Source organism: Hydrogenophaga sp. RWCD_12, from assembly GCF_046604225.1.
GTDB lineage: Bacteria > Pseudomonadota > Gammaproteobacteria > Burkholderiales > Burkholderiaceae_C > Hydrogenophaga.
Window position 1 is genome coordinate 159,918 of the sequence record NZ_JBKIXC010000004.1, and the last position, 25,562, is coordinate 185,479.

21 protein-coding genes and 1 pseudogene are annotated in these 25,562 nt (G+C 59.2%); 8 read left to right on the forward strand and 14 right to left on the reverse strand.

Going from position 1 to position 25,562, the window contains the following annotated elements:
• The 4 genes from glcE to ACLIJ1_RS16185 all read right to left on the reverse strand — a co-directional run bounded on the left by glcE (nt 1) and on the right by ACLIJ1_RS16185 (nt 3,634).
• On the reverse strand, nt 1–1,128 hold the full coding sequence (gene glcE, locus ACLIJ1_RS16170) for a glycolate oxidase subunit GlcE (RefSeq protein WP_411366567.1): 1,128 nt from the start codon (nt 1,126–1,128) through the stop codon (nt 1–3).
• A 90-nt stretch (nt 1,129–1,218) separates the two neighbouring features.
• A complete protein-coding gene (locus ACLIJ1_RS16175) occupies nt 1,219–1,461 on the reverse strand; it encodes a hypothetical protein (protein WP_411366568.1) in 243 nt (80 codons plus the stop codon).
• Between the two features lie 195 nt (nt 1,462–1,656).
• Nucleotides 1,657–3,264, reverse strand: coding sequence for an ammonium transporter (locus ACLIJ1_RS16180; protein WP_411366569.1), 1,608 nt, complete (start codon nt 3,262–3,264; stop codon nt 1,657–1,659).
• Nucleotides 3,265–3,295: 31 nt separating this feature from the next.
• Nucleotides 3,296–3,634 carry a P-II family nitrogen regulator gene (locus tag ACLIJ1_RS16185; RefSeq protein ID WP_411366570.1) on the reverse strand — a complete coding sequence of 113 codons (339 nt, stop codon included), beginning with the start codon at nt 3,632–3,634 and terminating at the stop codon, nt 3,296–3,298.
• A 277-nt stretch (nt 3,635–3,911) separates the two neighbouring features.
• Here ACLIJ1_RS16185 and ACLIJ1_RS16190 point away from each other — a divergent pair.
• A pseudogene (locus ACLIJ1_RS16190) lies at nt 3,912–4,835 on the forward strand (YifB family Mg chelatase-like AAA ATPase); the annotation flags it as partial.
• A gap of 130 nt (nt 4,836–4,965) precedes the next feature.
• Here the strand turns inward: ACLIJ1_RS16190 and ACLIJ1_RS16195 are convergent.
• From ACLIJ1_RS16195 to ACLIJ1_RS16215, 5 genes are all read right to left on the reverse strand, one after another.
• The gene (locus tag ACLIJ1_RS16195) at nt 4,966–5,703 is read right to left on the reverse strand and encodes a gamma-glutamylcyclotransferase (RefSeq protein ID WP_411366571.1); all 738 of its coding nucleotides are present in this window, start codon (nt 5,701–5,703) and stop codon (nt 4,966–4,968) included.
• A 79-nt stretch (nt 5,704–5,782) separates the two neighbouring features.
• A complete protein-coding gene (locus tag ACLIJ1_RS16200) occupies nt 5,783–7,141 on the reverse strand; it encodes an MFS transporter (protein WP_411366572.1) in 1,359 nt (452 codons plus the stop codon).
• Nucleotides 7,142–7,227: 86 nt separating this feature from the next.
• Nucleotides 7,228–7,839: a flavoprotein gene (locus tag ACLIJ1_RS16205; RefSeq protein WP_411366573.1), complete on the reverse strand. Its 612-nt coding sequence runs from the start codon at nt 7,837–7,839 to the stop codon at nt 7,228–7,230.
• Nucleotides 7,836–8,648 (reverse strand): hypothetical protein, encoded by an 813-nt coding sequence (locus ACLIJ1_RS16210; RefSeq protein WP_411366574.1) that lies wholly within the window; start codon nt 8,646–8,648, stop codon nt 7,836–7,838. The genes ACLIJ1_RS16205 and ACLIJ1_RS16210 overlap by 4 nt, the downstream gene beginning before the upstream one ends.
• A gap of 40 nt (nt 8,649–8,688) precedes the next feature.
• Nucleotides 8,689–9,108, reverse strand: coding sequence for an acyl-CoA thioesterase (locus ACLIJ1_RS16215; RefSeq protein WP_411366575.1), 420 nt, complete (start codon nt 9,106–9,108; stop codon nt 8,689–8,691).
• A gap of 576 nt (nt 9,109–9,684) precedes the next feature.
• On the opposite strand from ACLIJ1_RS16215, the gene cysE reads away from it, so the two are divergent.
• From cysE to gshB, 6 genes are all read left to right on the forward strand, one after another.
• Complete coding sequence (cysE, locus tag ACLIJ1_RS16220; RefSeq protein ID WP_411366576.1) at nt 9,685–10,551, forward strand: serine O-acetyltransferase; 867 nt, start codon at nt 9,685–9,687, stop codon at nt 10,549–10,551.
• A 16-nt stretch (nt 10,552–10,567) separates the two neighbouring features.
• Nucleotides 10,568–11,788: a MalY/PatB family protein gene (locus tag ACLIJ1_RS16225; protein WP_411366577.1), complete on the forward strand. Its 1,221-nt coding sequence runs from the start codon at nt 10,568–10,570 to the stop codon at nt 11,786–11,788.
• Between the two features lie 118 nt (nt 11,789–11,906).
• Nucleotides 11,907–12,317, forward strand: coding sequence for a hypothetical protein (locus ACLIJ1_RS16230; protein ID WP_411366578.1), 411 nt, complete (start codon nt 11,907–11,909; stop codon nt 12,315–12,317).
• 160 nt (nt 12,318–12,477) lie between these two features.
• Nucleotides 12,478–13,173 carry a glutathione S-transferase family protein gene (locus tag ACLIJ1_RS16235; protein WP_411366579.1) on the forward strand — a complete coding sequence of 232 codons (696 nt, stop codon included), beginning with the start codon at nt 12,478–12,480 and terminating at the stop codon, nt 13,171–13,173.
• Nucleotides 13,174–13,188: 15 nt separating this feature from the next.
• Nucleotides 13,189–14,322, forward strand: coding sequence for an acyl-CoA dehydrogenase family protein (locus ACLIJ1_RS16240; RefSeq protein WP_411366580.1), 1,134 nt, complete (start codon nt 13,189–13,191; stop codon nt 14,320–14,322).
• Between the two features lie 45 nt (nt 14,323–14,367).
• A complete protein-coding gene (gshB, locus tag ACLIJ1_RS16245; protein ID WP_411366581.1) occupies nt 14,368–15,336 on the forward strand; it encodes a glutathione synthase in 969 nt (322 codons plus the stop codon).
• Nucleotides 15,337–15,435: 99 nt separating this feature from the next.
• Here gshB and ACLIJ1_RS16250 read toward each other — a convergent pair whose 3' ends face one another.
• Nucleotides 15,436–19,026, reverse strand: a complete 3,591-nt coding sequence (locus ACLIJ1_RS16250; RefSeq protein ID WP_411367023.1) for an indolepyruvate ferredoxin oxidoreductase family protein — start codon at nt 19,024–19,026, stop codon at nt 15,436–15,438.
• A 204-nt stretch (nt 19,027–19,230) separates the two neighbouring features.
• Here ACLIJ1_RS16250 and ACLIJ1_RS16255 point away from each other — a divergent pair.
• A protein-coding gene (locus tag ACLIJ1_RS16255) for an IS3 family transposase (RefSeq protein ID WP_411366582.1) occupies nt 19,231–20,371 on the forward strand; the annotation gives its coding sequence in 2 pieces (ribosomal slippage) (nt 19,231–19,487 and nt 19,486–20,371; 1,143 coding nt in all).
• Nucleotides 20,372–20,730: 359 nt separating this feature from the next.
• On the opposite strand, the gene ACLIJ1_RS16260 is transcribed toward ACLIJ1_RS16255, so the two are convergent.
• From ACLIJ1_RS16260 to gshA, 4 genes are read right to left on the reverse strand one after another with little or no spacing between them, the layout of a single operon-like run.
• Complete coding sequence (locus ACLIJ1_RS16260) at nt 20,731–21,534, reverse strand: putative DNA-binding domain-containing protein (RefSeq protein ID WP_411366583.1); 804 nt, start codon at nt 21,532–21,534, stop codon at nt 20,731–20,733.
• Nucleotides 21,524–22,360, reverse strand: a complete 837-nt coding sequence (locus ACLIJ1_RS16265; RefSeq protein ID WP_411366584.1) for a DUF692 domain-containing protein — start codon at nt 22,358–22,360, stop codon at nt 21,524–21,526. The genes ACLIJ1_RS16260 and ACLIJ1_RS16265 overlap by 11 nt, the downstream gene beginning before the upstream one ends.
• On the reverse strand, nt 22,357–23,883 hold the full coding sequence (locus ACLIJ1_RS16270; protein WP_411366585.1) for an SUMF1/EgtB/PvdO family nonheme iron enzyme: 1,527 nt from the start codon (nt 23,881–23,883) through the stop codon (nt 22,357–22,359). Before ACLIJ1_RS16270 ends, ACLIJ1_RS16265 begins: the two co-directional genes overlap by 4 nt.
• Nucleotides 23,837–25,453 carry a glutamate--cysteine ligase gene (gene gshA / locus ACLIJ1_RS16275; protein WP_411366586.1) on the reverse strand — a complete coding sequence of 539 codons (1,617 nt, stop codon included), beginning with the start codon at nt 25,451–25,453 and terminating at the stop codon, nt 23,837–23,839. The genes ACLIJ1_RS16270 and gshA overlap by 47 nt, the downstream gene beginning before the upstream one ends.
• Nucleotides 25,454–25,562 lie beyond the last annotated feature (109 nt).

The window sequence follows — 25,562 nt, forward strand, 5'->3', positions numbered from 1 at the left end:
TTAACCCATCCGTCCCGGATTGAAGATGCCGTGCGGGTCAAACGCTTCGCGCAGGCGGCGGGTGATGGTTTGCAGCGCCGGGCTTTCGGCGTCGAAGCGGCGCACGCCCGGTGCGCTGTCGGCACTGGCGCGGAACAGGGTCGCATGGCCCTGCACCGTAGCAGCGGCGGCGCGGATCTGCGCTGCCGCCGACGCTGGCGCCCACAGCCAGCGCTGCGCGCCCTGCCACTCGATCAACTGGGCGTGCGGCAGGTCGATCACTGGCGCGGTTTGCGGCAGCGAAAGACGCCACAGGCCATGGTCTGCCGACGGGGGCGCGAAAAACGGCAGGGTCTGGTCGCGGCAGGCGGCCCAGTCGGGACCGGCCTGGGCGTTGTCCATGCGTTGGCCGCCGGCCTCGCGCGCCATGCGATCACAGGCCGACTCGACCGCCGCGACGGCGCCGCGCAGGCGCACGAACAGCAACTCAGGCGCGTCGGGCGAGGTTGTGTCTTTCACCCAGCAACTCGCGTTCAGTGGCAAGGGCTGGCCGCCCCAGCGGTGCAGCTGCTCCAGCGCACCGTGCTGGCCCAGTTGGAACACCAGGGTGGCCTCGGCCGGCGCGACCGGCAGGACCTTGAGCGAGAGGTGCGTGATGACGCCGAGCGTGCCCATGGAGCCGGCAAGCGCGCGGCTGACGTCGTAGCCAGCCACGTTCTTCATGACCTGCCCGCCGAAGGTCAGCCACTCTCCTTTGCCGTTGATGAATTGGGCACCGAGCACGTAGTCGCGCACGCCGCCTGCGGTGGCCCGCGCCGGGCCCGCCAGGCCGGCGGCCACGACACCACCAATGGTGGCGCTGTCACCAAAATGCGGCGGGTCAAACGGCAGGTGCTGCCCCTTCTCGGCGAGTGCGGCCTCGACTTCGGCCAGCGGGGTGCCAGCGCGCACGGTGATCACGAGCTCGCTGGGTTCGTGGGCCACGATGCCACGCCAGTCGCGCATGTCCAGCGGCTGCCCCCCCACCGGTTCGCCATAGAAGGCCTTGGTGTCACCGCCACGGATGTGCAGCGGCGTGCGAGATTCGGCGGCCGACCGGACCCGGTCGATCAGGGCCGTCGGGGTGTCGTTGGTGGGGCTGATTGGCATGGCCGCCATGGTAGCGGCGGCCCCGCCGGGCACTTTGAATTTTTTGCACGGGCGCCTGCAATCCTGGCGGGCGCCTGGCCCGCACGGCGGTCAGCGCGTGTAGCCCAGACAGGCGCCGGCGTTGGCACGGCCCTGGCACTCGCGCCGCAGCCGCTTCTCCCGCGCGGCCGGGCTTTCGGACGAAGGCGCGTCGATGAACCTGACCGAGGTCGACGGCGCTTTCTTGCCGGGCTTGGCTGTGCTGGCTTGCGCGGCGTTGGCCAGCCCGGCAGTGGCCAGGGCCAGCAGGATCAGCGCTACCCGCATCGGGCCTGTGCGTGTGTGGACAGACATGAATTTCTCCCCGGTGTGTGACGGAGAGGATGTTCGCCAACGCGGGAAATCCTGTCAGTGATCCATTCACCAAAACGAAAAAAGACCCGCGGCCTTGCGGCACGCGGGTCGAACATCCAAAGGAGACTCTCGAAAACGGCGGCGTGATTCGCGAATGGTTTCAGTGAATCACGCCGCGGGGAACCAGTAGACCGATCAGCGGTTGTAGGCGGTTTCGCCGTGGCTGCTGATGTCCAGACCTTCGCGTTCCTGCTCTTCGGTCACACGCAGGCCGATGGTCAGGTCGACGATCTTGTAGGCGATCACGGAGACCACGCCAGACCACACGATGGTGATCAGCACAGCCTTGGCCTGCACCCAGACCTGGCTGGCCACGGAGTAGGCGTCGCCGGTGATCATGGCCACGGTCGTCCAGTCAGCGACAGCCGACGGGCCGCCCAGATTGGGGCTGTTGAACACGCCGGTCAGCAGGGCACCCAGGATGCCGCAGACACCGTGCACGCCGAACACGTCCAGCGAGTCGTCGGCGCCCAGGATCTTCTTCAGACCCGTCACACCCCACAGACCAGCGAAGCCAGCCAGCAGACCGATCACCAGGCCACCGACCACGCCGACGTTGCCGGCGGCGGGGGTGATGGCGACCAGGCCGGCGACGGCACCGGAGGCGGCACCCAGCATCGAAGCCTTGCCCTTGGCCAGGGCTTCACCCACGCACCAGGCCAGCACGGCGGCGGCGGTGGCGAAGAAGGTGTTGATGAAGGCCAGGGCAGCGAAGCCGTTGGCTTCCAGGGCGGAGCCGGCGTTGAAACCGAACCAGCCCACCCACAGCAGCGAAGCGCCAACCATGGTCAGGGTCAGGCTGTGCGGAGCCATGGCTTCCTTGCCGTAGCCGATGCGCTTGCCAACCATGAAGGCACCAACGATACCGGCGACGGCGGCGTTGATGTGCACCACGGTACCGCCAGCGAAGTCCAGGGCGCCCATCTGCCAGATGTAGCCGGCCTTGCCGTTCATCTCGGTGGCCACTTCAGCGGTGGTGTAGGCGTCAGGACCCATCCAGAACCAGACCATGTGGGCGATCGGAGCATAGGAGAAGGTGAACCAGATTGCGCAGAACAGAAGCACGGCGCTGAACTTCATGCGCTCGGCGAACGAGCCCACGATCAGGGTGCAGGTGATGCCGGCGAAGGTGGCCTGGAAGGCGGCGAACACGATCTCGTACATCGGCGTGTTCTTGCTGAACGTCGCTGCGTTGGCAAAGGTGCCCGCGGCGTTGTCCCAGACACCCTTCATGAACAGACGGTCGAAGCCACCGATGAAGGCGTTGCCTTCGGTGAAGGCCAGGCTGTAGCCGTAGACGGCCCACAGCACGACGATCAGCGAGAAGGTCACCATCACCTGCATCAGCACCGACAGCATGTTCTTGCTGCGGACCAGACCGCCGTAGAACAGCGCCAGGCCAGGCACGGTCATCAGGATGACCAGCAGGGTCGAGACGAACATCCAGGCTGTGTCGCCCTTGTTGGGGGACGGTGCGGGAGCAGCGGCGGCCTCGGCGGGCTTGGCAGCGTCAGCAGCGGGGGCGGCGGCCGGTGCAGCCGCGGCTTCGGCCGGCTTGGCGGCGTCGGCAGCAGGTGCTGCTGCAGGCGCGTCGGCGGGCTTGGCAGCAGCGTCAGCAGCGGGGGCGGCGGCAGCCGCAGCGGCGGGCGCTTCGGCTGGCTTGGGGGCGTCCTCGGCCATGGCGCTGAACGCGCCGAAGGTCAGGCCGGCGCCCAGCAGCAGGGAGGCGAGTAGCTTTTTCATGTTGGTGCTCTTTCTGATTCGGGTCTGTGGATCAGAGGGCTTCCTTGCCGGTCTCGCCGGTGCGGATGCGAACCACCTGTTCGAGGGAGGTGACGAAGATCTTTCCGTCGCCGATCTTTCCGGTGCGGGCGGCACCTTCGATGGCTTCGATCACGCGGTCGACCAGGCTGTCGTCGACGGCGGCTTCGATCTTGACCTTGGGCAGGAAGTCGACGACGTATTCGGCGCCGCGGTAGAGCTCGGTGTGGCCCTTCTGGCGTCCGAAGCCCTTGACTTCAGTGACGGTGATGCCCTGCACGCCCATGCCGGAGAGCGCCTCGCGCACCTCGTCCAGCTTGAACGGCTTGATGATGGCGGAAACCATTTTCATGCTGTGTTACCTCTTCTTCGGTGGGATGGTGCCGGGCGGCAAGGCCTGGAGACACCACGGTTTGATGCAATCGCTGACAGGGCAATGCACGGACCGTGCCAGCCGGCTTCTTCCCTCGGTCTCCAGCGCGGTTTACAGAGGGATACATCCCTCGGAGAGGGGCTGCGGTATGCACGCCCCCATGCCATGATTTCCGCGCGTCGGTCTCCAGGCCGCACCAAACACGTGCATGGCGACCCGCACCCGGTCGCGCACCGAAACAGGGAGGAACGAGCGAATGGGTTTGTCATTGGTGCACAGCCGCGCGCTGATCGGGCTCGAAGCCCGGCCGGTGCAGGTCGAAGTCCATCTGGCCAACGGTCTGCCCAGCTTCACGCTGGTGGGTCTGGTCGACACAGAAGTGAAGGAAGCGCGCGAGCGCGTGCGCTCGGCCATCGCCAACGCCGGGCTCGAGTTCCCGAGCAACAAGCGCATCACCGTCAATCTCGCGCCGGCCGACCTGCCCAAGGACTCGGGGCGCTTCGACCTGCCGATTGCGCTGGGCATCCTGGCCGCGGCAGGCCAGATCGACCGCGCGAAGCTGGTCGGCTGGGAATTCGCGGGCGAACTGTCACTGGGCGGCGAGCTGCGGCCGGTGCGCGGTGCGCTGGCGATGAGCCTGGCGCTGCACCGTGACGGTGAAACGGGTCGGCCCACCCGGCTGGTGCTGCCACCGGGCAGCGCCGAAGAAGCCGCGCTGGTGCCGCAGGCCCACGTGTTCCGCGCCCGCCATCTGCTGGATGTGGTCGCCCAGTTCCTGCCGGAAGGCGCCAGCGGCGCACCGGAGAGCGTGCCGGACGAAGCGGCCTGGGCGCGCCTCTCGCCGATGCCGCCCGGCGCGCGCGAAACCTACGCCGACCTGTCCGACGTCAAGGGCCAGGCGGCGGCGCGGCGCGCGCTGGAGATTGCGGCCGCAGGAGGTCACTCCATATTGATGGTCGGTCCGCCGGGCTCGGGCAAGAGCATGCTGGCCCAGCGTTTTGCCGGCCTGCTGCCGACCATGGACACCGACGAAGCGCTGGAATCGGCCGCGGTGGCCTCGCTGGCCGGCCGCTTCCACCCGGACCGGTGGGGTCTGCGCCCGACTTGCGCACCGCACCACAGCGCCAGCGCGGTCGCCCTGGTCGGCGGCGGCTCACCGCCGAGGCCGGGTGGACATCACCAAAGTTAAGCCACTTGCCAGGCTAGATGAATCAACGATTTAGAGCGGTCGGCACCAAAGTTGAAGGCACCAAACGATCAGAGTTGCAGTGCCTGTGTCGAGTGAGGCGCAGGTGAACTCCAACCCCAACTCATGAATTTGCTGCAAGTCGTGTGCTGACGTACACGCGGAGGCGATCAAGCCCGGAGTCTCTAAGCCCCAGCGATTCAAGATGACCGATGGTGTTCCAGAAATACTCCAAGCTGGTGCCAAACTGACCTTTAGCTAGCAAGATGCAATCTGCGATCTGCTCATCAGTTAGAGAATCGGTAAAACGTTCGTGTCGCCTGTTGGCGACAAAAGTTACTGCCTTGACCATGCTTGATTCTGCACCTTGAAGGCGGATGTCGATCCATCGAGCTTCGTAAACGCCGCTAGCCATTTCGCGACGCCACAGCATTAACAGTTCTTCCTCGACTCGCTTCGCTTCGATCCGGAAGGCAACGCCGTTACAGGCGCCACCGCGGTCTAGCGCTAGGGTGAGGCCAGGTCTTTCGGGCGTGGCACGTCCCTGCTTTATCCAAAGGCAGTAGCGACGATGCCAGCCTCGCAGAAGTGCTACCCGCTTTTCTGCGAAATCAAATGTAGGGTTCCAGATTAGAGAGCCATATCCGAAAACCCAGACCTCGCCATCACTAGGTCGCGAAGCCAGCGTGTGACTCAACGATCTCTCGATCTCTTCGTCAGAGCGCACAGTGTAGTTGGGCAGAGCAGCTGCGCGCCACTGTGCGAGCAGCGAACCGTCACGAAGCCGGTCGCGAGTAATGGCGTTACTGGCGCCATCGAAAGGTGTGCTTTGTTCAGGGGGTTGCACATCGGATGAGCTCATGCTTCCTCTAGACAAGTAGGTGCCTGCCGCCCTTTTGAAAAAAGGCGGTGTAGAGGCTTTTCGGAAATCTAGAGACGGCTTAGTTTGCCGATCTCTTCGTTGCCAAGCTGCGTAAGGCGACCATTGCGATTCCAAATGCGAGGGCTACCAAGCAGCCAGCCACCGCAAACGTGACATGCATGCCGTTGGCTACCGCATCCGGGTTGGCCGTTGAGAAGTCGCTGGTCATTGCAGCATGCGCGAAGAGTGCCCCCATCACCGACGCGCCTGTAATGAGACCCAGATTGCGTGCCAAGCTCAGCATGCCTGAGATGACACCGCGCTGATCTTGTGGCACGTCGATCATCACAGCCGTATTGTTGGCTGCTTGGAAGAGCTGGTATCCCGGGGTGAGGATGAACACTGCCAGGATGTAGCCTGCGATACCAAACATGCTAGGTAAGAATGACAGCGCAAATGCGCCTGCGGCCATCTGGAGCAGACCGATGAATACAACCTTCGTTGGGCCTAGGCGGTCCACAATTCGTCCAGCGGGAACTCCGCAAAATGTGGAGATGACTGGGCCAATGGCCATGACCGCGCCGACCAACGCGTCTTTCAGTCCCAATGCGCGAGACAGGTAGAAGGGTCCTACGACCAGCGTTGACATCATCACGGTTGCCACCAGCACGTTCATGGCCAAGCTGGCGCTGAGCACCGGATTACGGAACTCAGAAAGCCGAATGAGCGGCGAGGCGACCCGGGTCTGCACCAGCAGAAATAGGACGACGCCCACTGCCGCTGCCGACATCAGTATGGTGTTAAGTTGCCCAAACTGGCCTTTGCCCGCTGTAACTGCAAGCGCATAGCATGCCAGGGTGCCGCCCAACAGCAGGGTGCCCAGCTTGTCAAAGCCTCCGTTGCCCACCTTGGCGCTGGGTGCCTTCACTGGGAGGAAGCGTTGGGCCACCAATAGGTTGACCAAGCCTAGCGGCACCATGACGATGAAGACCGACCGCCAGCCAGGGCCTGCCAGCAATAGTCCACCTAGCGAGGGGCCGAGTGCTGTGCCGATGGCGGACATCGTCCCCAGCAGGCCCATGGCACTACCTGTGCGTTCTTTGGGCACAGCCTCGCGCACCAGCGCCGCTGGCATCGCCATCAGAATTGCGGCACCGAAGCCTTGCACTGCGCGCGCCGCGATGAGCGTTAACAAAGTGGGTGCGATGCCACACAGCACCGAAGCTGTGGTAAAGAGAAAAATGCCTGCAAGCAGAACTCGCCGGTGACCGAGGATGTCGCCCAGCCTGCCTACACTGACGATCACGACTGTGATGGACAGAAGGTAAGCAATGACAACCCACTGTACTTCCTGAAACGGCGCGCCGAAGGCTTGGGCAATGGTGGGCAAGGCAACGTTCGGAATGCTGATTCCAAGTGAGGACAGCAGCATCGACATTGCCAAGGCGAGCAAAACCCTCTTCCCCGACGCTGGGTCAGCCCGACTTGTCACCATAGCGTGTGCGTCTTCAGTAGTCACACGATTCATGAATCGCTCCGTCTAGTGCCTGCTTCCGATATTTCCAGTTTGGCTTTGATGATGGCCAGCACCTGGTCTGGTTCGGGCAAGCTGTAGTGGCCATACATGCGTCGGTAATGCGGCTCGTACTGCTCTTTCCACGTCGGCTCAACAACGTCGTGGCCATCCTCGCGCATTTGAGCCACATTGCGGCGAACCACTGGTTTGTCCCACATGCTGGGCCCCATCACGGGGAAAAATACGATCGGAAACTTCGCGACAAGGAACATCATGGTCAGCCGATTCTGAGAAGTACCCTGAGCGGCTGCGGCCAAGGTGTTGGCCGTGGCTGGCATGACGATCATCAGGTCGTGTTCCGCAGCAATACGGCCTGGCCTGTCAGTCTCCCAATCCTTTGGGCTTTCGCCGCTAATGACGCGTTCAACAATGAGTCCTATGCTATCGACGTTCACAAAATTCGTTGCATCAGGGGTGAATATCACGCTCAGCGAGCAGTCCATCCCCGCACGGATCGCACGAATGTAAGTAGGCAGTTGCATGGCATCCACCGAACCGGTCACACCTATGAGAATGCGCGGCCGGCTATCGTCTGCAGGTCGGTTGTTGTCCATGGTCATTGCTTAACTTCGGAGTTTTCGGGAGTGACGACCTGGTCGGTGTGGGAGGTCGGCCAAGTGGTGCCAGTTGCCCGTCGCTGTAGGGTCGCCTCATATGAGTAGATGTGGCCTGACAGTGCTCTCTGCACATCGGGCCGATTCCCCTTGAGCGAAACGGCGATCCACTTCTGATTGAAAGGATGCGGCCAGTCGAAGTGCTGACATTCGAGGCCAGATTCCTCTACGAATTTGGAGATCGTGGACTTGCGGTAGCGCACGATTTCGGGGTATGCCCATTCAGAGCCCGTGTAGTCGGCACCGTCCAGGCTCTCGAAAAAGGTAGCCAAGAACACCGTCTCGGGCACCATCACCTTGGCCGCCTCCACCATACACTGGCGGATCTGTTTCTCCGGTGCGTGGGTGAAGATAGAGTGCGCCATCATGAAGTCAAACTTACGGCCAAACTTCGTAAAGGTGTAGTCGCTATCCTGGATGAAAGTGGGTTCCTTTCTGCTGGCCAACTCCTTGCCGAAGTGAGCTTGCAAGCCTTCTTCCCAGGCCCATGGCTCGGGATCCAGTCCGTAATACTTGCCGGGACGGAGGTACATGATGGCGAAACGGCCACCTCGCAGAGAACCACATCCAACGTCCAGCAGGGTGGAGGTTTCGCGCATGCCAAACAGCGTTAGCAGGTTGAACTGGGTAACGCCAATAAGGTCGTAGTAGTTTGGGGGTCCGACGTAAGCGCGGTAGTGGTTCCCGCCAATAGCCTGGTCTTCGCCGAATTGCTTGTGTAAGTCTTGTTTGTCCGACAACGTGACGGTGGTCATTTCGTGATCTCCAGAAAGTGGCATTGGTGCAAGCGCACCTTCAAAGCGCGCCTTGGAAGGCCAACACTGTCTGCTTGAAGCTGTCGGGTACCGGATACGTTGCCTGCTTCTCGTAGTCAAACATCACGTGGTTGGAAATTGCCTTGGCCACCACGGCGTTGTCGCGCTTGATGTCGTCGACAAACATGATGTGCTCCATCTCAAAGCTCTTATTGCCAAACTTTGTGATGTGGCTGTGGATCTTCAGCTTCTCTCCGTACTTGGCCTGTGAGACGTATTCACAGGAGGTTTTGAGCATGATGTGCGGCATCTTTTTTGACTTTGGGAGTTCAAGGATGTGATGCATGAACTCGAGGTAGGCCGTTTGCATGTAGTCGTAGTAGAGCGGGCTGCTAACGTGCCCCATGGAGTCTGTGTCGCGGTATCGGATTTCAATCGGAGTCTCAAAAGACTTACGCATCATTTCTCCTTGCTGGCTGGTAGTGGTTACGCTGAGGACGCCCCTTGCCTCGCGCACATGAGCAGAACGTCAAAGGGCTGTATTTCAGACGCCAGGACTATCCTATGAGGGTAAAAAGCGATGCACAAATCAAAAGTCGTGAGAACGCACCTCAGCTTTGCTGAGGCGGCGCGCGTCCGCACGAGTCGTCTTTGATGACGAAGTCCTCAAGTCGCTGGCCATGAAAAACTGGCCTGAAAAGACAGCGCGACGAGCTACCTCGTAGGTTCTCTTCAACTATCCGCATCCATCTCCACGCAGTTTCGGGCGACCTTTTTTTGGCATGTGCAGCACATGTGCTGCTGGCACAAAGTGCGCGCCAGACTTCTTGGCTCAGAGCTGCGTCGAACACTCTGTTCCGGCTAGACCTGAATCTGCGCGCTGAACTACGGTGCAGAGAGCCTAGCGACAACAAAAAGTAGCTGATATCGCTCTTGCTTACAGAGGTATCGGAAATACTGAAGCACTGGCTCAGCATTTGCGACTTGCTCAAGTCGGGGGGCGGATCTTATTGTTCTAAGCAAATCAGAGCACGCAATGACGCCCGATACCCTAGGCCCTCGAACCAATCCTTGCCTCGCGCGGCCGATGATCCGAGAGTTTGGCTGCTCCGAGGCGATAGAGCTCAACACTGAAGCTGAGGTTTGGCATTGCATCCGCGAAACGGCGAGGGAGGTGTCTCGCCGAGAGCCGGAGTTGCGGCGCCGTCTGGAGGAACTCGTACTTTCGCCCACTAGGCCGTCGTTGATCATTGCTTCGGTGCTCGCGGTGCGCATGGGCAGCGGCGACTTGAATGAGTCAGCGCTCAGCGCGCTCATCCGGCGAGTGCTTGAGGAAAATCCGACCATTCTCTTCAGCGTTACTGCCGATATTGCAGCTATCGGTGTGCGCGATCCAGCCTGTCCTAACTCTCTACATGCACTACTGAACCTCAAGGGTTTCCATGCTTTGCAAACCTACCGCATCGCGCATTCCCTGTGGCGTTCGGACCGAAAGGATCTGGCGCTTGCATTGTCAAACCAGGCGTCTGTGGTTTTCGGTGTAGACATCCACCCGGCGGCAATCATCGGTGCCGGCGTGATGTTAGATCACGGCAGTGGCATCGTCGTGGGCGAAACGTCGGTGATCGAGGACAACGTTTCCATCTTGCAAGGCGTCACTTTGGGTGGCACCGGTAAGGAACATGGTGACAGGCATCCCAAGGTCCGTTCTGGCGTGATGATCGGGGCCGGTGCCAAGATCCTTGGCAACATCGAAATCGGCACAATGAGCAAGGTTGCTGCCGGCAGTGTCGTACTCAAGCCGGTACCTCCGCATTGCACCGTCGCCGGCATCCCGGCGCGAGTGGTGCGCTATCACTATGCGCAGAGATTCCCATCTGTCGAGATGGACCAGACGCTCTAGCTACCAAAGGAGTCTGATGCCATCACACTTCACTGCCGATGACGTGCCTCGCTTGTCCTATGAGCAAGCCGACTTCACCTTGAGCTACCCCGAGCTGCTCGCGCGACAGACCTACAAGTGGGGGCGTCATTTGCCCGGTGTGATCGCTTCCTGCGTGGCTGACATGGACTTTCGCACTGCACCGCAGGTGCAGGCGGTGCTCCAGAGGAACCTCGATCACTTCGACTACACATATCCGCTTCGCGATGGCCAGCGCGCCGACTTACTTGTAGGGCGTACATTCGCAGCCCGGATGAAGCAGTTGTATGAATGGGAGGTCGAGCCCACACGGGTATTGGCCGTGGCCGATCTTGTACAAGCTGTCTATGCCACCGTAATGGCCTTCAGCGAACCAGGTGATGGCGTGATCGTCCAGGTGCCGAACTATCCGCCGTTCCGTGAGGCCATCGAAAGCACGGGGCGCCGGCTCATTCCGCTCGAGATGGAGTGGATGGAGCAGCAGCACGTCTTCAATCTTGACAAGCTTGAGAAGGTTATTGATGGCTCGACAAGACTCCTGCTCCTGTGCAACCCGCAAAACCCAACTGGGAGGGTCTTCACAAAGACCGAATTGCAATCGTTAGCGGATTTCGCACAGCGGCACGGGCTCATTGTGCTGTCTGACGAGATTCATGCCGACCTTGTCTATCCAGGCGCTGAACACTTGCCGTTTGCGAAGCTAGGTGAACGGGTTGCCGACCGAACGGTTACCCTGGCTTCTGCTACCAAAAGCTACAACATCCCCGGCTTACGCTGTGCCGTGGCGAGCTTTGGATCAGCACATTTGCTGCAGCGGTTCTTTGCGCGCATTCCGCTGCGGCTTATCGGGTCGGTCAACAGCATGGGAATAGATGCCACTGTTGCCGCATGGACGCATGGCCAGCCGTGGCTGGACTCGGTCAAGCGGCACTTGCTGGAGATGAGACGGTATGTCACCGACACCTTGCGGCAGGAACTTCCATGCATCCGCTTTCACCTGCCAGAGGCTACCTACTTGTTGTGGATGGATTGCAGCGCTTTGGGTTTCGAGGGCTCTGCCTCCGAGTTTTTCTTGGAACGTGCGCGTGTTGCGTTCAGCCCCGGTGAAGCATTCCACCCGGCCGCTTCAAAGTGTGTGCGCATGAACTTCGCCACATCTAGACCAATCGTTGACGAGATGCTAGATCGAATGATTCTTGCAGGGCGTCAGGTCTCGTGAGCCCCCTCAAAAAATTGGATTTCCGCCTTCAGAATTTGCGAATTGATGGACGAGACGACGAGCGCTTATCGTTGCCTGCACATAAGTAGGAGATCTTCTTTAGGGGGGGCTGAGTGTGGTGCCTGATTTCAAGTTTCACATTGGTATTGCCCAGCTATTCGTAGGGCAAAGTGGGGTGTTGTCCGACTGCGGTTCGCAGGGTGTTTCCTATGGCCGTGGTGCGCGCGTTTCGTTGATGGACGCCACGCCAGTGGCCGGCAATTCCGTCCGCACAACGCATAACTCCAGTCGTCTTGTTGGCACCGTCGACAAGGTGTCGCTTGAGTCCCATATGAAAGGCTCCCTCAAAGCGAGGACCTGCACGGGAGGAGACAAGGTAAGAAAAGGCGAAAAGCTGAATGCTGGTAACGCCATTCCTCGCGAGCAGTTCGAGTCGCTCAGCATCAAACTTGCCCAAGCCGCAAGTGATGGCTTGAGAGTGATAGCGCTAGCTCCGATGAACTACCAGACCGGGATGATCGATCTCTAAAAATTTCTGTTGGTCGGATGCGAGATGCTGGGCCTACAGACCGCCCCAGTCAACTACCTCACTCGGAGCGTGACCGCGAACGCTGCGCTGTTCAAGGCGTGAACCGTCGACTGAGCCGACGGTTCACGCGCAATGCCAATACACCTGCCGGAGATAACTGATGCAACGAATTCTGTACAGCCTGTGTGCCGCTGATGGCGTGCGCCACTACTCACCCCACGTTTGGAAGATCATCCTCGCAATTAAGCACAAAGGCTTGCGGGTGGAGCTCAAGCCGCTCTCATTTGCGGACATACCCAATATTGAGGGAGGTGGCTACAGCGCCGTGCCGGTCCTCAATGACAACGGACATCTGGAGGGCGATAGCTTCGACATCGCCGTCTATTTGGAGAAGACCTACCGCGAAGGTCCAACACTTTTCGATGGCGAAGGTGGAGTGGCGATGGCGCGCTTCGTCGAAGCGTTCACCCAAAATGTGCTTCATCCGCCCATGTCAGTCATTGTTCTCATGGACATGCACTCAATGATGTCGACACAGGATCAGGCGCACTTTCGTATCGCTCGTGAGAAGCGCTTTGGTAAGAGCATGGATGAGATCTTTGCTGACCACGAGGCTGAACTGAAGGCCTTTCCTGCCAAGCTGGCACCACTGCGCGCCGTGTTGGAGCGACAGCAGTGGATGGGCGGCAAGACGCCGCTGTTTGCTGACTACATCCTCTTCGGTGCTTTCCAGTGGGCACGTATCTGCTCGCCGGTAAAGCTGCTGTCTAACGACGACCCGGTGAGGGAGTGGTTCGAGCGGTGCTTGGACCTGCATGGCGGCGTGGGTCGCGCGGTACCTGCGGCCGCAAGCTGATTTGGGAGACACGACATGAGTTTCATGTTCTCAGCAGATCATTTGGCCATCCGCCAGCACTATGCAGATGTCGGTCGCGAACTGGCCGAAGCCACCACCTTGCACCAGGCTGCCTTTGACTTTGCAGGGTGGCGCCGGCTTCGCGATGAGGGGTTGTGGCAGCTCATCGTGCCGTCCGGACCCGTTGATACGACCGACTGGTGGGGATTCACCGCCGCGCTAGACGGACTGTCCTCGACCATTCGTTCCCCGGAGCTGCTGCTATCGGTGATCGCCCAGGCAGGCATGGTGCGAGCCATGGCTCGGCACGGCACCGCTAGCCAGAAGGAGCGCTACCTCTCGGCCATACTGAGCGGAAAGGTCAGTGCCACATGCATTGCCGAGCCATCCACAGGCACCGACGTTCGAAGCATCGAGACCTCACTGGCAGAAGTGAGCGACGGATATCTGCTGAACGGCCACAAATACAACATCGCGCATGCACCGATCATGGACTTCGCGCTAGTTGTGTGCCGGCTGGAGGGCCGCGAGAAGAACAACATCGTGTTGGTTATGTTGGATACTGGCACGCCTGGGATGATGTCCGGCCCGGTCGATGACAAGCTTGGCAACCGCAACCTTCCCACTGGCGAGATCCAGTTCCAGGACGTGATGGTGGATCGTCGCTGTGTGCTGGGCGAACCGGGGCGCGGCTTGTCCACCCTCATCGACATAATTTCCTTGGGTCGTCTTTATTACGGCCTCGCCGCTGCCAACTTGATGGAGCCCTATCTAGCTGACGCGATGCGATACGCCTCGGCTCGCAGCAGCTTCAAGGCGACGATTGACTCTCACCAGTACGTGCAGCGACGTTTAGTGGACATCCGCATTGGCATTGAGCGTTCCAGATGGCAGGCCTACGGAGCCCTATCTCAGTTGTTGGCCGAGCACCCGCAGGCCTTGCTGTCGTGCTCAGTGGCGAAGTTAGTTGGTGCTGAGGACCTGATTGCCAGTGCAACTAGCTTAGTGAAGCTCTACGGCAGCTTGGGTTACCACAACGGTCCAGTGACCGAGCTAATGAAGAACGCTCTGGGATTCGCAAGCGTAGGCGGAACCGAGGAGATGCATCGCAAGAACATCTTCAACCAGATGCAGCGTCAGTCGGCCTGATTCATCAGCATCACGAAGGTTTTTGATAGAAATGAAAGGTGCGAGATGAAGATCGCGGTCCTGGCTGATCCCCTGGAGTCATTCAAGATCTACAAAGACACGACCTACGCCATGATGTGCGAGGCCGCAGCGCGTGGGCATGAGCTATATGCCTTCGAGCAGCATCAGCTAGTCTATGAGGCGGGAATTGTGATGGCGCACGCGTCGCGGATTCACCTCACCGGAGACTCGCCGGTGTGGTTCCGACGTGACTTGCCCGAGGCAATGTCCTTGTACTCATTTGACGCGGTTCTGATGCGCAAGGATCCGCCTTTTGACATGGAGTACATCTACAGCACACATCTGCTTGAGATTGCCGAACGACAGGGAGCAGCTGTCTTCAATAAGCCCAGCGCGGTGCGCAACAACAATGAGAAGCTGTCCATCCTGGAGTTTCCTCAGTTCACCGTGCCCACCTTAGTCAGTAGAGATGGCCCGCAGTTGCGCAGCTTTCACGCAGAGCACCGCGACGTGATCATTAAGCCGTTGGACGGCATGGGAGGCATGGGCATTTTCCGAGTGAAGGAAGATGGTTTAAACCTCGGGGCTATTGTTGAAACGTCCACCAAAAACGGCACGACGACAATCATGGCCCAACGCTATATCCCGCAGATTGCCAGCGGAGACAAGCGCATTCTGCTAATCGGCGGCGAGATTGTCCCCTACGGTCTGGCTCGCATTCCTCAAGACGGCGAAGTGCGTGGCAATCTGGCGGCCGGCGGTCAGGGCGTGGCCTTCGAGCTATCGGCCCGAGATCGCGAGATCGCGAGCTCGCTGGCTCCGGTGCTCTTCCGCCGCGGCCTGCTGCTGGTGGGCCTAGACATCATTGGCGACTTTCTCACCGAGATCAACGTCACCAGCCCGACCTGTTTCCAGGAAATCTGTCAACAGACAGGATTTAACACCGCGGGCATGTTCGTCGACGCACTGGAACGAGTCGCCGAATCGAACCACAATGGGCTACAACGCAGCTAGGTGGCTTGACGAATACTCCGACCGTGCCTTGGCAGGCACGGTTCACCTTTTTCGCCAGCCTCTGAATTCCGTCTGATTTCTTTGATACTCATGCGTCTCTCAACGAGACTTCACGTAGACCGGAATGGTGCGCAGCGCCTCGAGACCACGCGGGCGGTGAACAGCTGGCTGCAGGTTCATGATCTCTGGCTCCAGTCGGTCAAACTCTAAGAGTAGTTCCTTTTCACGCTGGCGGGTGGCCTGAATGCTAGCCTGCTTCACGTGGCCATAGCCACGGATTTTGTCCGGAAGCTCGGCGAGCTTGATCAAGACGTGCAGGTTGCCTGGACTTAGCCCGGGCAGCAACTGGTCGAGCATCTCTTCATATTCACGGATCAGACGACGTTCAGTCTGCCGTTCTTCAGTCCAGCCGAAGATATCCAACCGAGTTCCGCGTAGGAATTTGCCTTTAGCAAGTACCTTTAGTGCCCAGCACATCCATGGACCAAGATCCATTTTTGCTGGCGGCTTTCCGCCAGCGCCTTGGCGTGAAAACAGGGGCGGTGCCAAGTGGAACCGCAGGCTGAAATTGCCTTCGAACTGCTGCTTGAGCTGTGCAGTGAACTCGCCATTGCTGAAGAGTCGAGCCACTTCGTATTCGTCCTTGTAGGCCAGCAGTTTGGAGTAGCAGCGTGCAACTGCATGGGTCAGGAGAAATGGGGCCTGCGTACCGAACACTTCTGTCTCGCGTGCCTGGACGGACGCAACGATGCTGCGGTAGTGGTGCGCAAGTCGGGGACTCTGATAGCGGGTGAGGAACGCCGCGCGTCGCTCGATCAGTTCTTGCAGACCAGTGGGATGATGTGCAGTTGCAACGGCCGACTCTGGTGAAGTATGCAGCGACTGAAGCAGACCTGCGTCCTGGGCGGCCAGCCGACCGGCGCCAAAAGCTAACTTGTTGGCTTCAACAGCGACGCCATTAAGTTCGATAGCGCGCTCCACTGCCTCAAGCCCTACTGGGACAAGTCCGCGCTGCCAAGCATAGCCCAATAACAAAATGTTTGCGGAGATGGTGTCACCGAACAACTGCTGTGCAAGAGCCTGTCCGTTGCAGGCGAGTACTTGTTTTGCACCTGCGGTGAAGCGCAGTTTCTCTAAAAGCGCCGGGTGGTGGAGTTGCGCATCGGGATCGCGCACAAAGGCATGGGTACTGATTTGATGGGTGTTAGCGATGATTTGCGTATGGCCGTGCCTGATGGTCTGCAGCGCCTCTGCACTGGCTGCCACCACCAGGTCGCAAGCGAGGATTGCATCGGCCTGCTGTGTATCGATGCGGGCTTGGTGAAGGGAATCACGTCCCTTGCTGAGACGAACAAAGGACAGCACTGCGCCGCCCTTCTGTGCAAAGCCCATGAAATCCAGCACCGAGGCATCCATGTTCTCGATGTGCGCGGCCATGGAAATCAGAGCTCCTACGGTCACCACACCTGTGCCACCTACTCCAGTCACCAGGAGACTGTAGGGGCCGTTCCACACGTGGCTGGCCGGCCTGGGTAGTGATTCGATGGCTTGCCGCAGCCTCGCCTCCTCCAAGCGCCCGTTGACGGGTTTGCGCAATTGGCCGCCCAAGACGGAGACGAAGCTTGGACAGAAACCATCGGCGCAGGTGTGATCCTTGTTACAGGATGACTGGTCGATTGCTCGTTTTCGGCCGAAGTCAGTCTCTACCGGTACGATAGACAGACAATTCGATTGAATGCCGCAGTCGCCACAGCCTTCGCACACCTCGGTGTTGATGAACAGACGGCGAGACGGTTCAAGGACCTCCTTGCGTTTTCGCCTTCGCCGAAGCTCGGCAGCACAAGGCTGGTCGTAAATTAGCACCGTTACCCCACGGATTTCGCGCAGGCGCCGCTGCACCTGATCCAGCTCGGATCGGTGATGGAAGGTGGTCTGACGCGGAAATTGCTGTCGCCTGAGCTCATACTTTTGTGGATCGTCACTGACGATGGTGATCGCCTTCGCGCCCTCGGAATCCACCTGCCAAGCGATGGCATCAATGCTTAGCATGCCATCGACTGGCTGCCCACCAGTCATGGCCACCGCATCGTTGAACAGGATCTTGTAGGTAATGTTTGTGCCTGCAGCTAGCGCCTGACGAATGGCGAGGAAGCCAGAGTGGAAGTACGTACCGTCGCCTAGGTTCTGGAACACATGGTCGGTAGTTGTAAACATGGAGTGCGATACCCAGTCCACGCCTTCGCCACCCATCTGGATGAGTCCGGTAGTCTCTCGGTCCATCCATGAAGCCATAAAGTGGCAACCGATCCCGGCCTGTGCCCGTGAGCCCTCAGGGACCTTAGTCGAGCTGCTGTGCGGGCAGCCAGAGCAAAAATAGGGCACGCGACGCACGGAATCGGACTCATTGGCCAGTAACTTGGGCGCATTGAATTCAGCAACCAAATGTCGCTTGTCCAGTGCCGGGCGATGCTTGGCCAGCCAGTCTGCCACCACCTGTACGATGCGAGAGGGCCTTAGTTCGCCTTCTGCCGAAAGAAGGCTGGCTCCACCGGGAGATATCTTGCCGAACACAGCGGGCCGTTCAGCATCTGGCAAGTTATAGAAGAGCGACTGAATCTGACGCTCCACAACTGGGCCTTTTTCCTCGATGACAAGGATTTCCTTCAGGCCCTGCTTGAAGGCCAGCATACGTGTGGGCTCCAGTGGGAAACTCAGTCCTATCTTGTAAAGCCGCACACCCGACTGCTCGAGCTGCTGAGTTCCGATGCCCAAGCGACGAAACACCTCCATCAGGTCCAGATGGGCCTTGCCGCATGTGACGATACCGATGTCTGCGTGTGTGCTGGGGCAAAGAAGTTTGTCAATCGAGTTCGCATGGGCGAAGGCACTTGCGGCCTTAAGCTTGGTGGCGTGCCGTGTTTCGATCGAGAGGCTAGGAAAGTCGGGCCAACGATAGTGGAGCCCGCTGGAAGGCGGGGTAAAGTCAACTTGATTGTCGAAACTGGTCTGAATGGCATCAAGATCTACCGTAGAGCCACTTTCCACGGTTTCCGAGATTGCCTTAAAGCCAACCCACAGGCCTGAGAATCGCGACAGTGCCCAGCCATACAGGCCAAACTCAAGGAACTCCGTGATGGTCGCCGGGTTGACCACCGGCATTCCCCATGCTTGCATCGCGAAGTCGCTTTGGTGTGGCATGGACGAAGAAACGCAGCCGTGATCGTCTCCTGCTACGACTAGCACGCCGCCATGAGGTGAGGATCCATAGACATTTCCGTGCTTGAGTGCGTCGCCTGCACGGTCCACACCTGGTCCTTTGCCATACCAGATGGCGAACACCCCGTCGACCGTACGTGTTGGATCGGTCTCAACCTGTTGCGAACCGAGCACTGCGGTGGCACCCAGCTCCTCGTTGATCGCTGGCAAAAATCGAATGTTGTGCGAATCCAGAATCTTGCGAGCCCGCCACAATTCCTGGTCGTAGCCCCCGAGAGGGGACCCTCGGTAGCCACTCACAAACCCCGCTGTATTCAATCCCTGCTTAAGATCAAGCCTCTTTTGCATCAATGGCAGCCTCACCAGCGCTTGTGTACCGGTGAGAAATATTCGGCCATGCCCCGCATGAAGGTTGTCCTCCAGCCTGTAGTCAGTCAGGGTAGTGGTCGTGTTCCCGTGTAGATGATCGTCCATGACTTCCACTTGCACTCCCTTAAGGCTATGGTGGGAAGATAAGAGTCATTGCGACTTTTGATCAATGTTGAAATACTGAGTGGGTGGCTCAAGATTCCTGATTGGAGTCCCTCGGTCTGACCTTGGCACGGATCTATCCACCATGGGCTGCTGCCGGTTTCAAAGACACCTTGTTAGGGTGGAAGATGAAACCGGAGGTGGTTCATGGAAAGAAGAAGGACATTCAGCAGAGAGTTCAAGCTCGAGGCGGTCAAGCTAGTCACCGAGCGTGGTGTGGCTGTGGCCCAGGAGGCTAAGGACTTGGATGTTCACGAGAACGTGCTGCGCAAGTGGGTTTGCGAGCAGGAGCCCCAGGAGGGCTTCCCTGGCAACGGCAAGCAAAAGGCCCAGAACGCGGAGATAGCGCGGCTGCGCAAGGAGGTTGCCAAGCTCAAGATGGAGCGCGACATCCTGAAAAAACCGCGGCCTACTTCGCGAAGGAGTCGATGTAAAGTTCGCCTTCGTGGCGAAACACCAAGGGGCCTGGCCGGTCAATCTGATGTGCGCGGCGCTCGGTGTCTCGCGAGGCGGCTTCTACGCTTGGCTCACGCGGCCCAGGAGTCCACGCAGCATCAGCGATGAGGTACTGGGCGCGCAGGTGCGCCAGAGCTTCGTACGCAGTGACCGCACCTTTGGCGCACGCCGCGTATGGCACGACGTGCTGGAGCAAGATCAAGCCTGTGGGCTGCACCGCATCGAACGGCTCATGCGAGAGCAGGCACTGCGCGCCAGACCCCGACGGCGTGGACTTCCCAAGGACCGAGACGCGCGCAGCGCGGCGGCCGACAACGTGCGGGACCTCCAGTTCCGGGCCGATGGCCCGAACCAGAAGTGGGTAGCCGACTTCACCTACTTCTGGACAGCCGAGGGCTGGCTGTACGTGGCGGCGGTGCTGGACCTTTACTCCCGTCGCATCGTGGGCTGGTCGATGCAGGAGAGCATGACATCGCAGCTCGTGGTGGATGCGCTGATGATGGCCGTGTGGCGCCGGGGCAAGCCCGTGGCCCTGCTGCATTACTCGGACCAGGGTAGCCAGTACATCAGCGAGCACCTCCAGAAGCTGCTGGACGAACTGGGCATCACTTGCAGCATGAGCCGGGCTGGTGAGGTCTGGGACAACTTGGCCATGGAGAGCTTCTTCAGTTCCCTCAAGACCGAGCGCACGGCCAGGAAGGTGTACCGCACACGAGGGCAGGCCCGTTCAGACGTGTTCGATTACATCGAGTGCTTCTACAACCCGACGCGCAGGCATTCGACGCTGGGCTATCTCAGCCCCGTACAGTTCGAGCAAGCTCAAGAAACTTAGGTAGGTGTCAATGGAACCGGCAGCATCCCACCAAGCCGAGTCTGGCCATTCTTGAGGCCAACACATGATGGGGCGGGCGGGTAAATGAAAGCGCCCTTTGAAATCTGAGGTGGGTCGCTACCCGACGGCTGTGACGAAGCCTCGTCGCGCGAGAGTCGTATCAAGCCTCATGACACGAGCGCGGCGGCGTGCAGATTCAGCGGAATTGACCGCCTGCACTTTGTTGAACATCGGCTGCGTCGCGACGACTCTGAGGAGATCGGCTTGATCCTGACGCATACTAAGTTCGTTTCGCGACCTGGACTTAGCCTGCATACAACTGGGCCTGATACCAGGGCGAGCCTAGGATCAAGGCAGGCTTAACGTTTGTGGACAGAAGTTAGGAGTCCATCCGACAGCCAGATGGAGATGAGCTTTGCAGGATCAAATGTGTTTTCGGGTTTCTCGCAAGTCCAAAATTGATCCTGCGCCGTCGCAAGGGCGTCAACCAAAGTTGCGCCGCCTTCAAAGGCTTTCAGAGCCGCCCACTCCGATGCATCCGTTTCTCGAACTGTGGCAATCCATCCTGATCGAAAAACGACCGCTCGGGTAATGCCATCGACCAAATCAGGCAGGTCGTGCTTGTCCGGCATGACGTGCGCTTGCCAGATAGCTGCAGTCCTCCAGGCGCTTTCGTATAGAACCGCGCCAGGGCATAGGCGCAAAGGCCATCGCTCCGGTACATCAACTTCGGAAGCGGAGCGAAGATCGTCAACGCGAAGCGGGAGCACGTCTGCTGCACCGTGTACCTCGTGGACTAGCCATTCGAGCCTAGCGACGTCACCTAGGTAAGGGTAGCTGGAGACCGAGGGCAAGCGAGCAATGAACTCCGGCAGATGGCGCCCGAACCGGCCGAGGTCAGCATCTCGCGACGGATACATATCACCGTAGTTATGCGACATCATGCGGAAAAAGCCAGCGCCTACCAGCGCGTGCAGGACTGGATATACCAGTTTCAGCGATCGCTCATGGTGATGCCGCAAGGAATCGGCATACCGGGTGAACCGGTCCGACGATGTGCGGTCGTCCTTAAGCCAAGGGGTAAGTTTTTCGAGGATAGGTTCCCTGCAGTACAACTGCGCTGCGAAGGCTTCCTGCAAATTGGCTAGTTCATCAAGCGTCATGGGCGACGATATCGAGAGCCGTATTTGCCACCTCGCGAGCACGCTGCACCTCGTCGAGCAATGCCGTCAGCGATGGCAGGTTTGTGTCCCATTCGATGATGGCTGGCACAGGACCGAAGCGTTGCAAAGCTGCTTCGTATAGACGCCACACCGGCTCAGCCACCGTCGAGCCGTGATCGTCTACCAGGAGGTTGTCTTCGAGTCGATGACCGGCAAGATGCAGTTCGCCCACTTGCCCTGGAAGGATGGTCTGCAATGCATCGAAAGCATTCTCGCAGAGGTTGACTTCGTTTACGTGGAGGTTGTTGACGTCCAGAAGGACACCACATCCCGTGCGTCGACAAACCTCCGCAAGAAAACTAGTCTGGGTATAGGTATCGCCACTAAAGCGAAGGTAGCTGGAGACGTTCTCCAGCAAGATGGATCGTTCAAGCCGCGCCTGAACGCGGTCCACTCGCTCACAGACCAGAGACAGCGTGGTCGCATTCAAAGGCAGGGGAAGCAGGTCATTTGTCACTGTTTGAGAGGTTCCACTCCAACACAGGTGGTCAGATACTTGGATGGGGTCGACGCGCCTCACCAGCCGTGCGATTCGGTCGACATGCTCCATGGAAAATCCATGCACCGACCCTATGTCGAGACCTACTCCGTGCAGTGATATTGGATAGTCGCGCCTCAGTGTCAGCAGCACATGCAGGTCCCAGCCTCCATCGGCGAGATAGTTCTCAGTGTGCACCTCCAGCCAGTCTAGAGCTGGTCGCGTTTCCAGCATGGGCCTGTAATGCGCTCCCCGAAGTCCGATGCCAACTGGTGCATGGACACTCACTGGCGGCCCTCTGACGCGGGAGCAAGGCCCACTTTCTGCTGAGGCGGAACTTGCATGTCGCGCACGACTCGCAATCCCAAGTAGTTTTTGCGCAGATCCGAGGGCATGCCCGAACGTGTCGCGGCGCGGATGTAGCCTGGTACGTCACTCCAAGAGCCGCCCCGGATGACACGCCGCTTGCACTCAGGCTCATCCCATGCACTGCCATCAATGGGTGCGCCGTTGTAGTCACTGTGCCAGCAGTCGGCAGTCCATTTCCAGACGTTTCCCAGCATGTCATACAAACCAAACGGATTCGGTGCGAAGCTGCCAACTGGCGCGGTGTATGGCCACCGCCCTGTGCCCGACGCTACGCCGCCGCAGTTTTTCTGTTGCGGGCATTCGTCGGGGCCGTATTTGGCATCGGCACGGGTGATGTTGTCTCCCCACCAGCGCGACTTAGTCGTTCCGGCGCGTGCGGCGTACTCCCACTCTGCTTCAGTCGGCAGCCGATATTGGGCGCCTGTCTTCTTCGAAAGCCAACGTACATAGGCTTGTGCGTCGGGCCATGTGATGTTTATGACTGGCCAAGCCCCGCGCCCCCAGCCTTGGTCGGCCGGTTTGTCAGAACAGCCACCATCTGAAACACAGGCATCCCAGTCTGCAAAGGTGACGTCGTAGCGGGCAATGGCGAAAGGTCGTGCGATATCCACTGTGTGCTGGCTTTCGTTTCCGAACCGACCAGACTCACTTTTGGGCGAACCCATTACGAAGCTACCCGCCGGCAGCGGAATCATCTCGGGGCAGTTTGGCGAACAGTCTTGAAACGGGCGACCCGCTGCAGAGCGTTCCTTCTGGATTGCCAGTTGCAGGTCGGTCTGGCGGGTAGCGAGATAGGCAGACAGGTTGACGATCTCACCATCCGTTAGTGGTGCCGCTGCCGCTGTCATAACCGAGTTCGACCGGGACTTGCTTCTGAACGCGCGCAGCTGGCGATCAAGGTACCCAGCGAACTGACCGGCTAGTCTCGGGTAGCTGGGTGAGCTGGATCGCCCTTCAGGTCCGTGGCATGCCACACAAGATGGCAGTGAGCGACTGGTGTCGCCTTTGCCGTACAAGGCTTCGCCTGCGCGCACGTCTATGTCCGTCGCTTCGGTGGTACTGGATTGGGTCGATGGGCATGCCAACGGCGCCAATTGGGCCTTGCCCCCCATTTCCAAGCAGGTGCCTTTGGGGACCATCATCCACTCGGTAGGGTCCCGATCAGCCTGCGATAGGCCTGAGCACAGGTGAAAGCAGGTGGTATTGGCGCATTCGTTCTGGCCGGCCTTGGCGACCCCATAGCACACCTCGGAAGATCCTGGTCCGACAGTTTGCGCGAGCCCATTGGTAGCAGCTGCGGCGCATACAGCTGCCAAGGCGGCACGGACAAGTGCAAGACGATTCTGAGAATGAGAGTAGGTGCCTCGCTCTGTATGTGCTGTGCTCATAGTGGACTCATGCTTCATTGGGTAAGGGTGTGGCTGCTTCCACGGGCGGCGCATAGAGGATGCCGTCCTGGTATCGTTTGACGAAATCGTCAAAACTACCGGTGTCGTTTCTCTCAATTTCGACTTGCTCTTCCAGTGATTGCAGCGCCATAGCGTCGAACAAGTCATTGCTCGAATCGCTGGGTGGATGTGACAGGAAATAGCGGTGGTGCGAAACGCTTTGGTGTTGCGCGAAGTTGTAGAAAGAACTGTTGTGCTCTCGGATGCCTGTCAAGACTCGGGCCGACGGCGTGAGCTCTGGATCGCGCACCTTGTTTTTTTGTGCTGCGAGCGCAAGCGTGTACTCGCCGTTGCCCCCTAGGGAATCTAGAAGGGCCGCTACCTCCTGCATGCGGTTTAGCATTTCAAGACCCCACATCTTTAGGCTGATGGGTACGCCATCACGAATAAGCGATAGACCAGGCCGTCGCCCCGCTTCCACAGTGAGTGCAAAGTTGTGCGTGTTCTCGCGGCATTCCCTGGTAATCGTCAGGGGACTTTCGTCTAGGGCGCAGAACAAAAGAAAGGTATCGAGAAAGCGGCAGGTTTCCAGTCCGACGCCCAGTGGTTCGAAGGGATCAATGTCCAGACAGCGCACCTCGATGTATTGCACTCCGTTTTCGGAAAGCGCATGAAGTGGTCGCTCGCCTGGCTTGGTTACGCGTTTCGGCCTGATAGATGAGTAGTACTCGTTCTCGATCTGTAGCTTGTTGGTGTTGACCTGCACCCATTCCCCGTTGCGTTTGGTCCCCAAATCCACATAGGGTTGATGCGGCTGGTTCATAGCTGCCGCTAGGCTTTTCACATAGGTGTCAAGCGTGTTGTAGTCCGGCGTGAGACCGGCTTGTCCGTTGTTCTGGTAGCCGATGCCGCTCATACGCAGGCTGGTCGCGTACGGCATGTACACCGTGTCGGAGGAGAAGTTTTGGAGTGGCATCTCTCGGCGAACCGGGAATTCGCGAGAGACTGCGGGCGATGCACCGAACAGGTACATCAGCAGCCAGGCGCAGCGACGGAAGTTGCGGATCAGCGCGATGTAACTTTCCGACTGATGGTGTACCAAGGATCCGCTGCCACTTTCTTCCGCCTTCAGCCGCTGCCATACCTCCTCGGCTACTGAGTAGTTGTAGTGGATTCCAGCGATGCACTGCATTGACTTGCCGTACCTCAGCGCCAGACCGCGCCGATAGACATGCTTGAGCGTTCCAATGTGTGAGGTGCCATACAAGCCAATGGGAATTTCTTCCTCCGGAGGTAAACGGCAAGGCATGGAGTGGCTCCACATCATCTCGGGGCCCAAACGACTCGCCACATGACGGTGCAGCAGATCGAGTCGTTGGTGCATTGCTGCTGGATCATGGGCTGGTGGAGTGATGATCTCCAGCAAAGCCTCCGAGTAGTCGGTAGTGACGTGTGGATGCGTCAGCGCCGACCCCAACCGCCGCGGGTGCAGTGTGGATGCGAGGTGCCCCAGTACGTCGACACGGAGAGCCTCGCGCTCAATGCCTCGGTAGCCCTGCGCTAGAAGGGGCCGGTTGGTGCCATTGGAGAGAAACGCTAGGCGGCGCATCAGCACTGAGCTCATCTTTGAACGGCAAACCTTGTTGAGGGGTGCTCAGAAGATAAAGCTCAATCCATACGGCAGACAATTCGTAAATTTCGAACCGCCACCTCAAGTTTCCTGATGCTGCCGG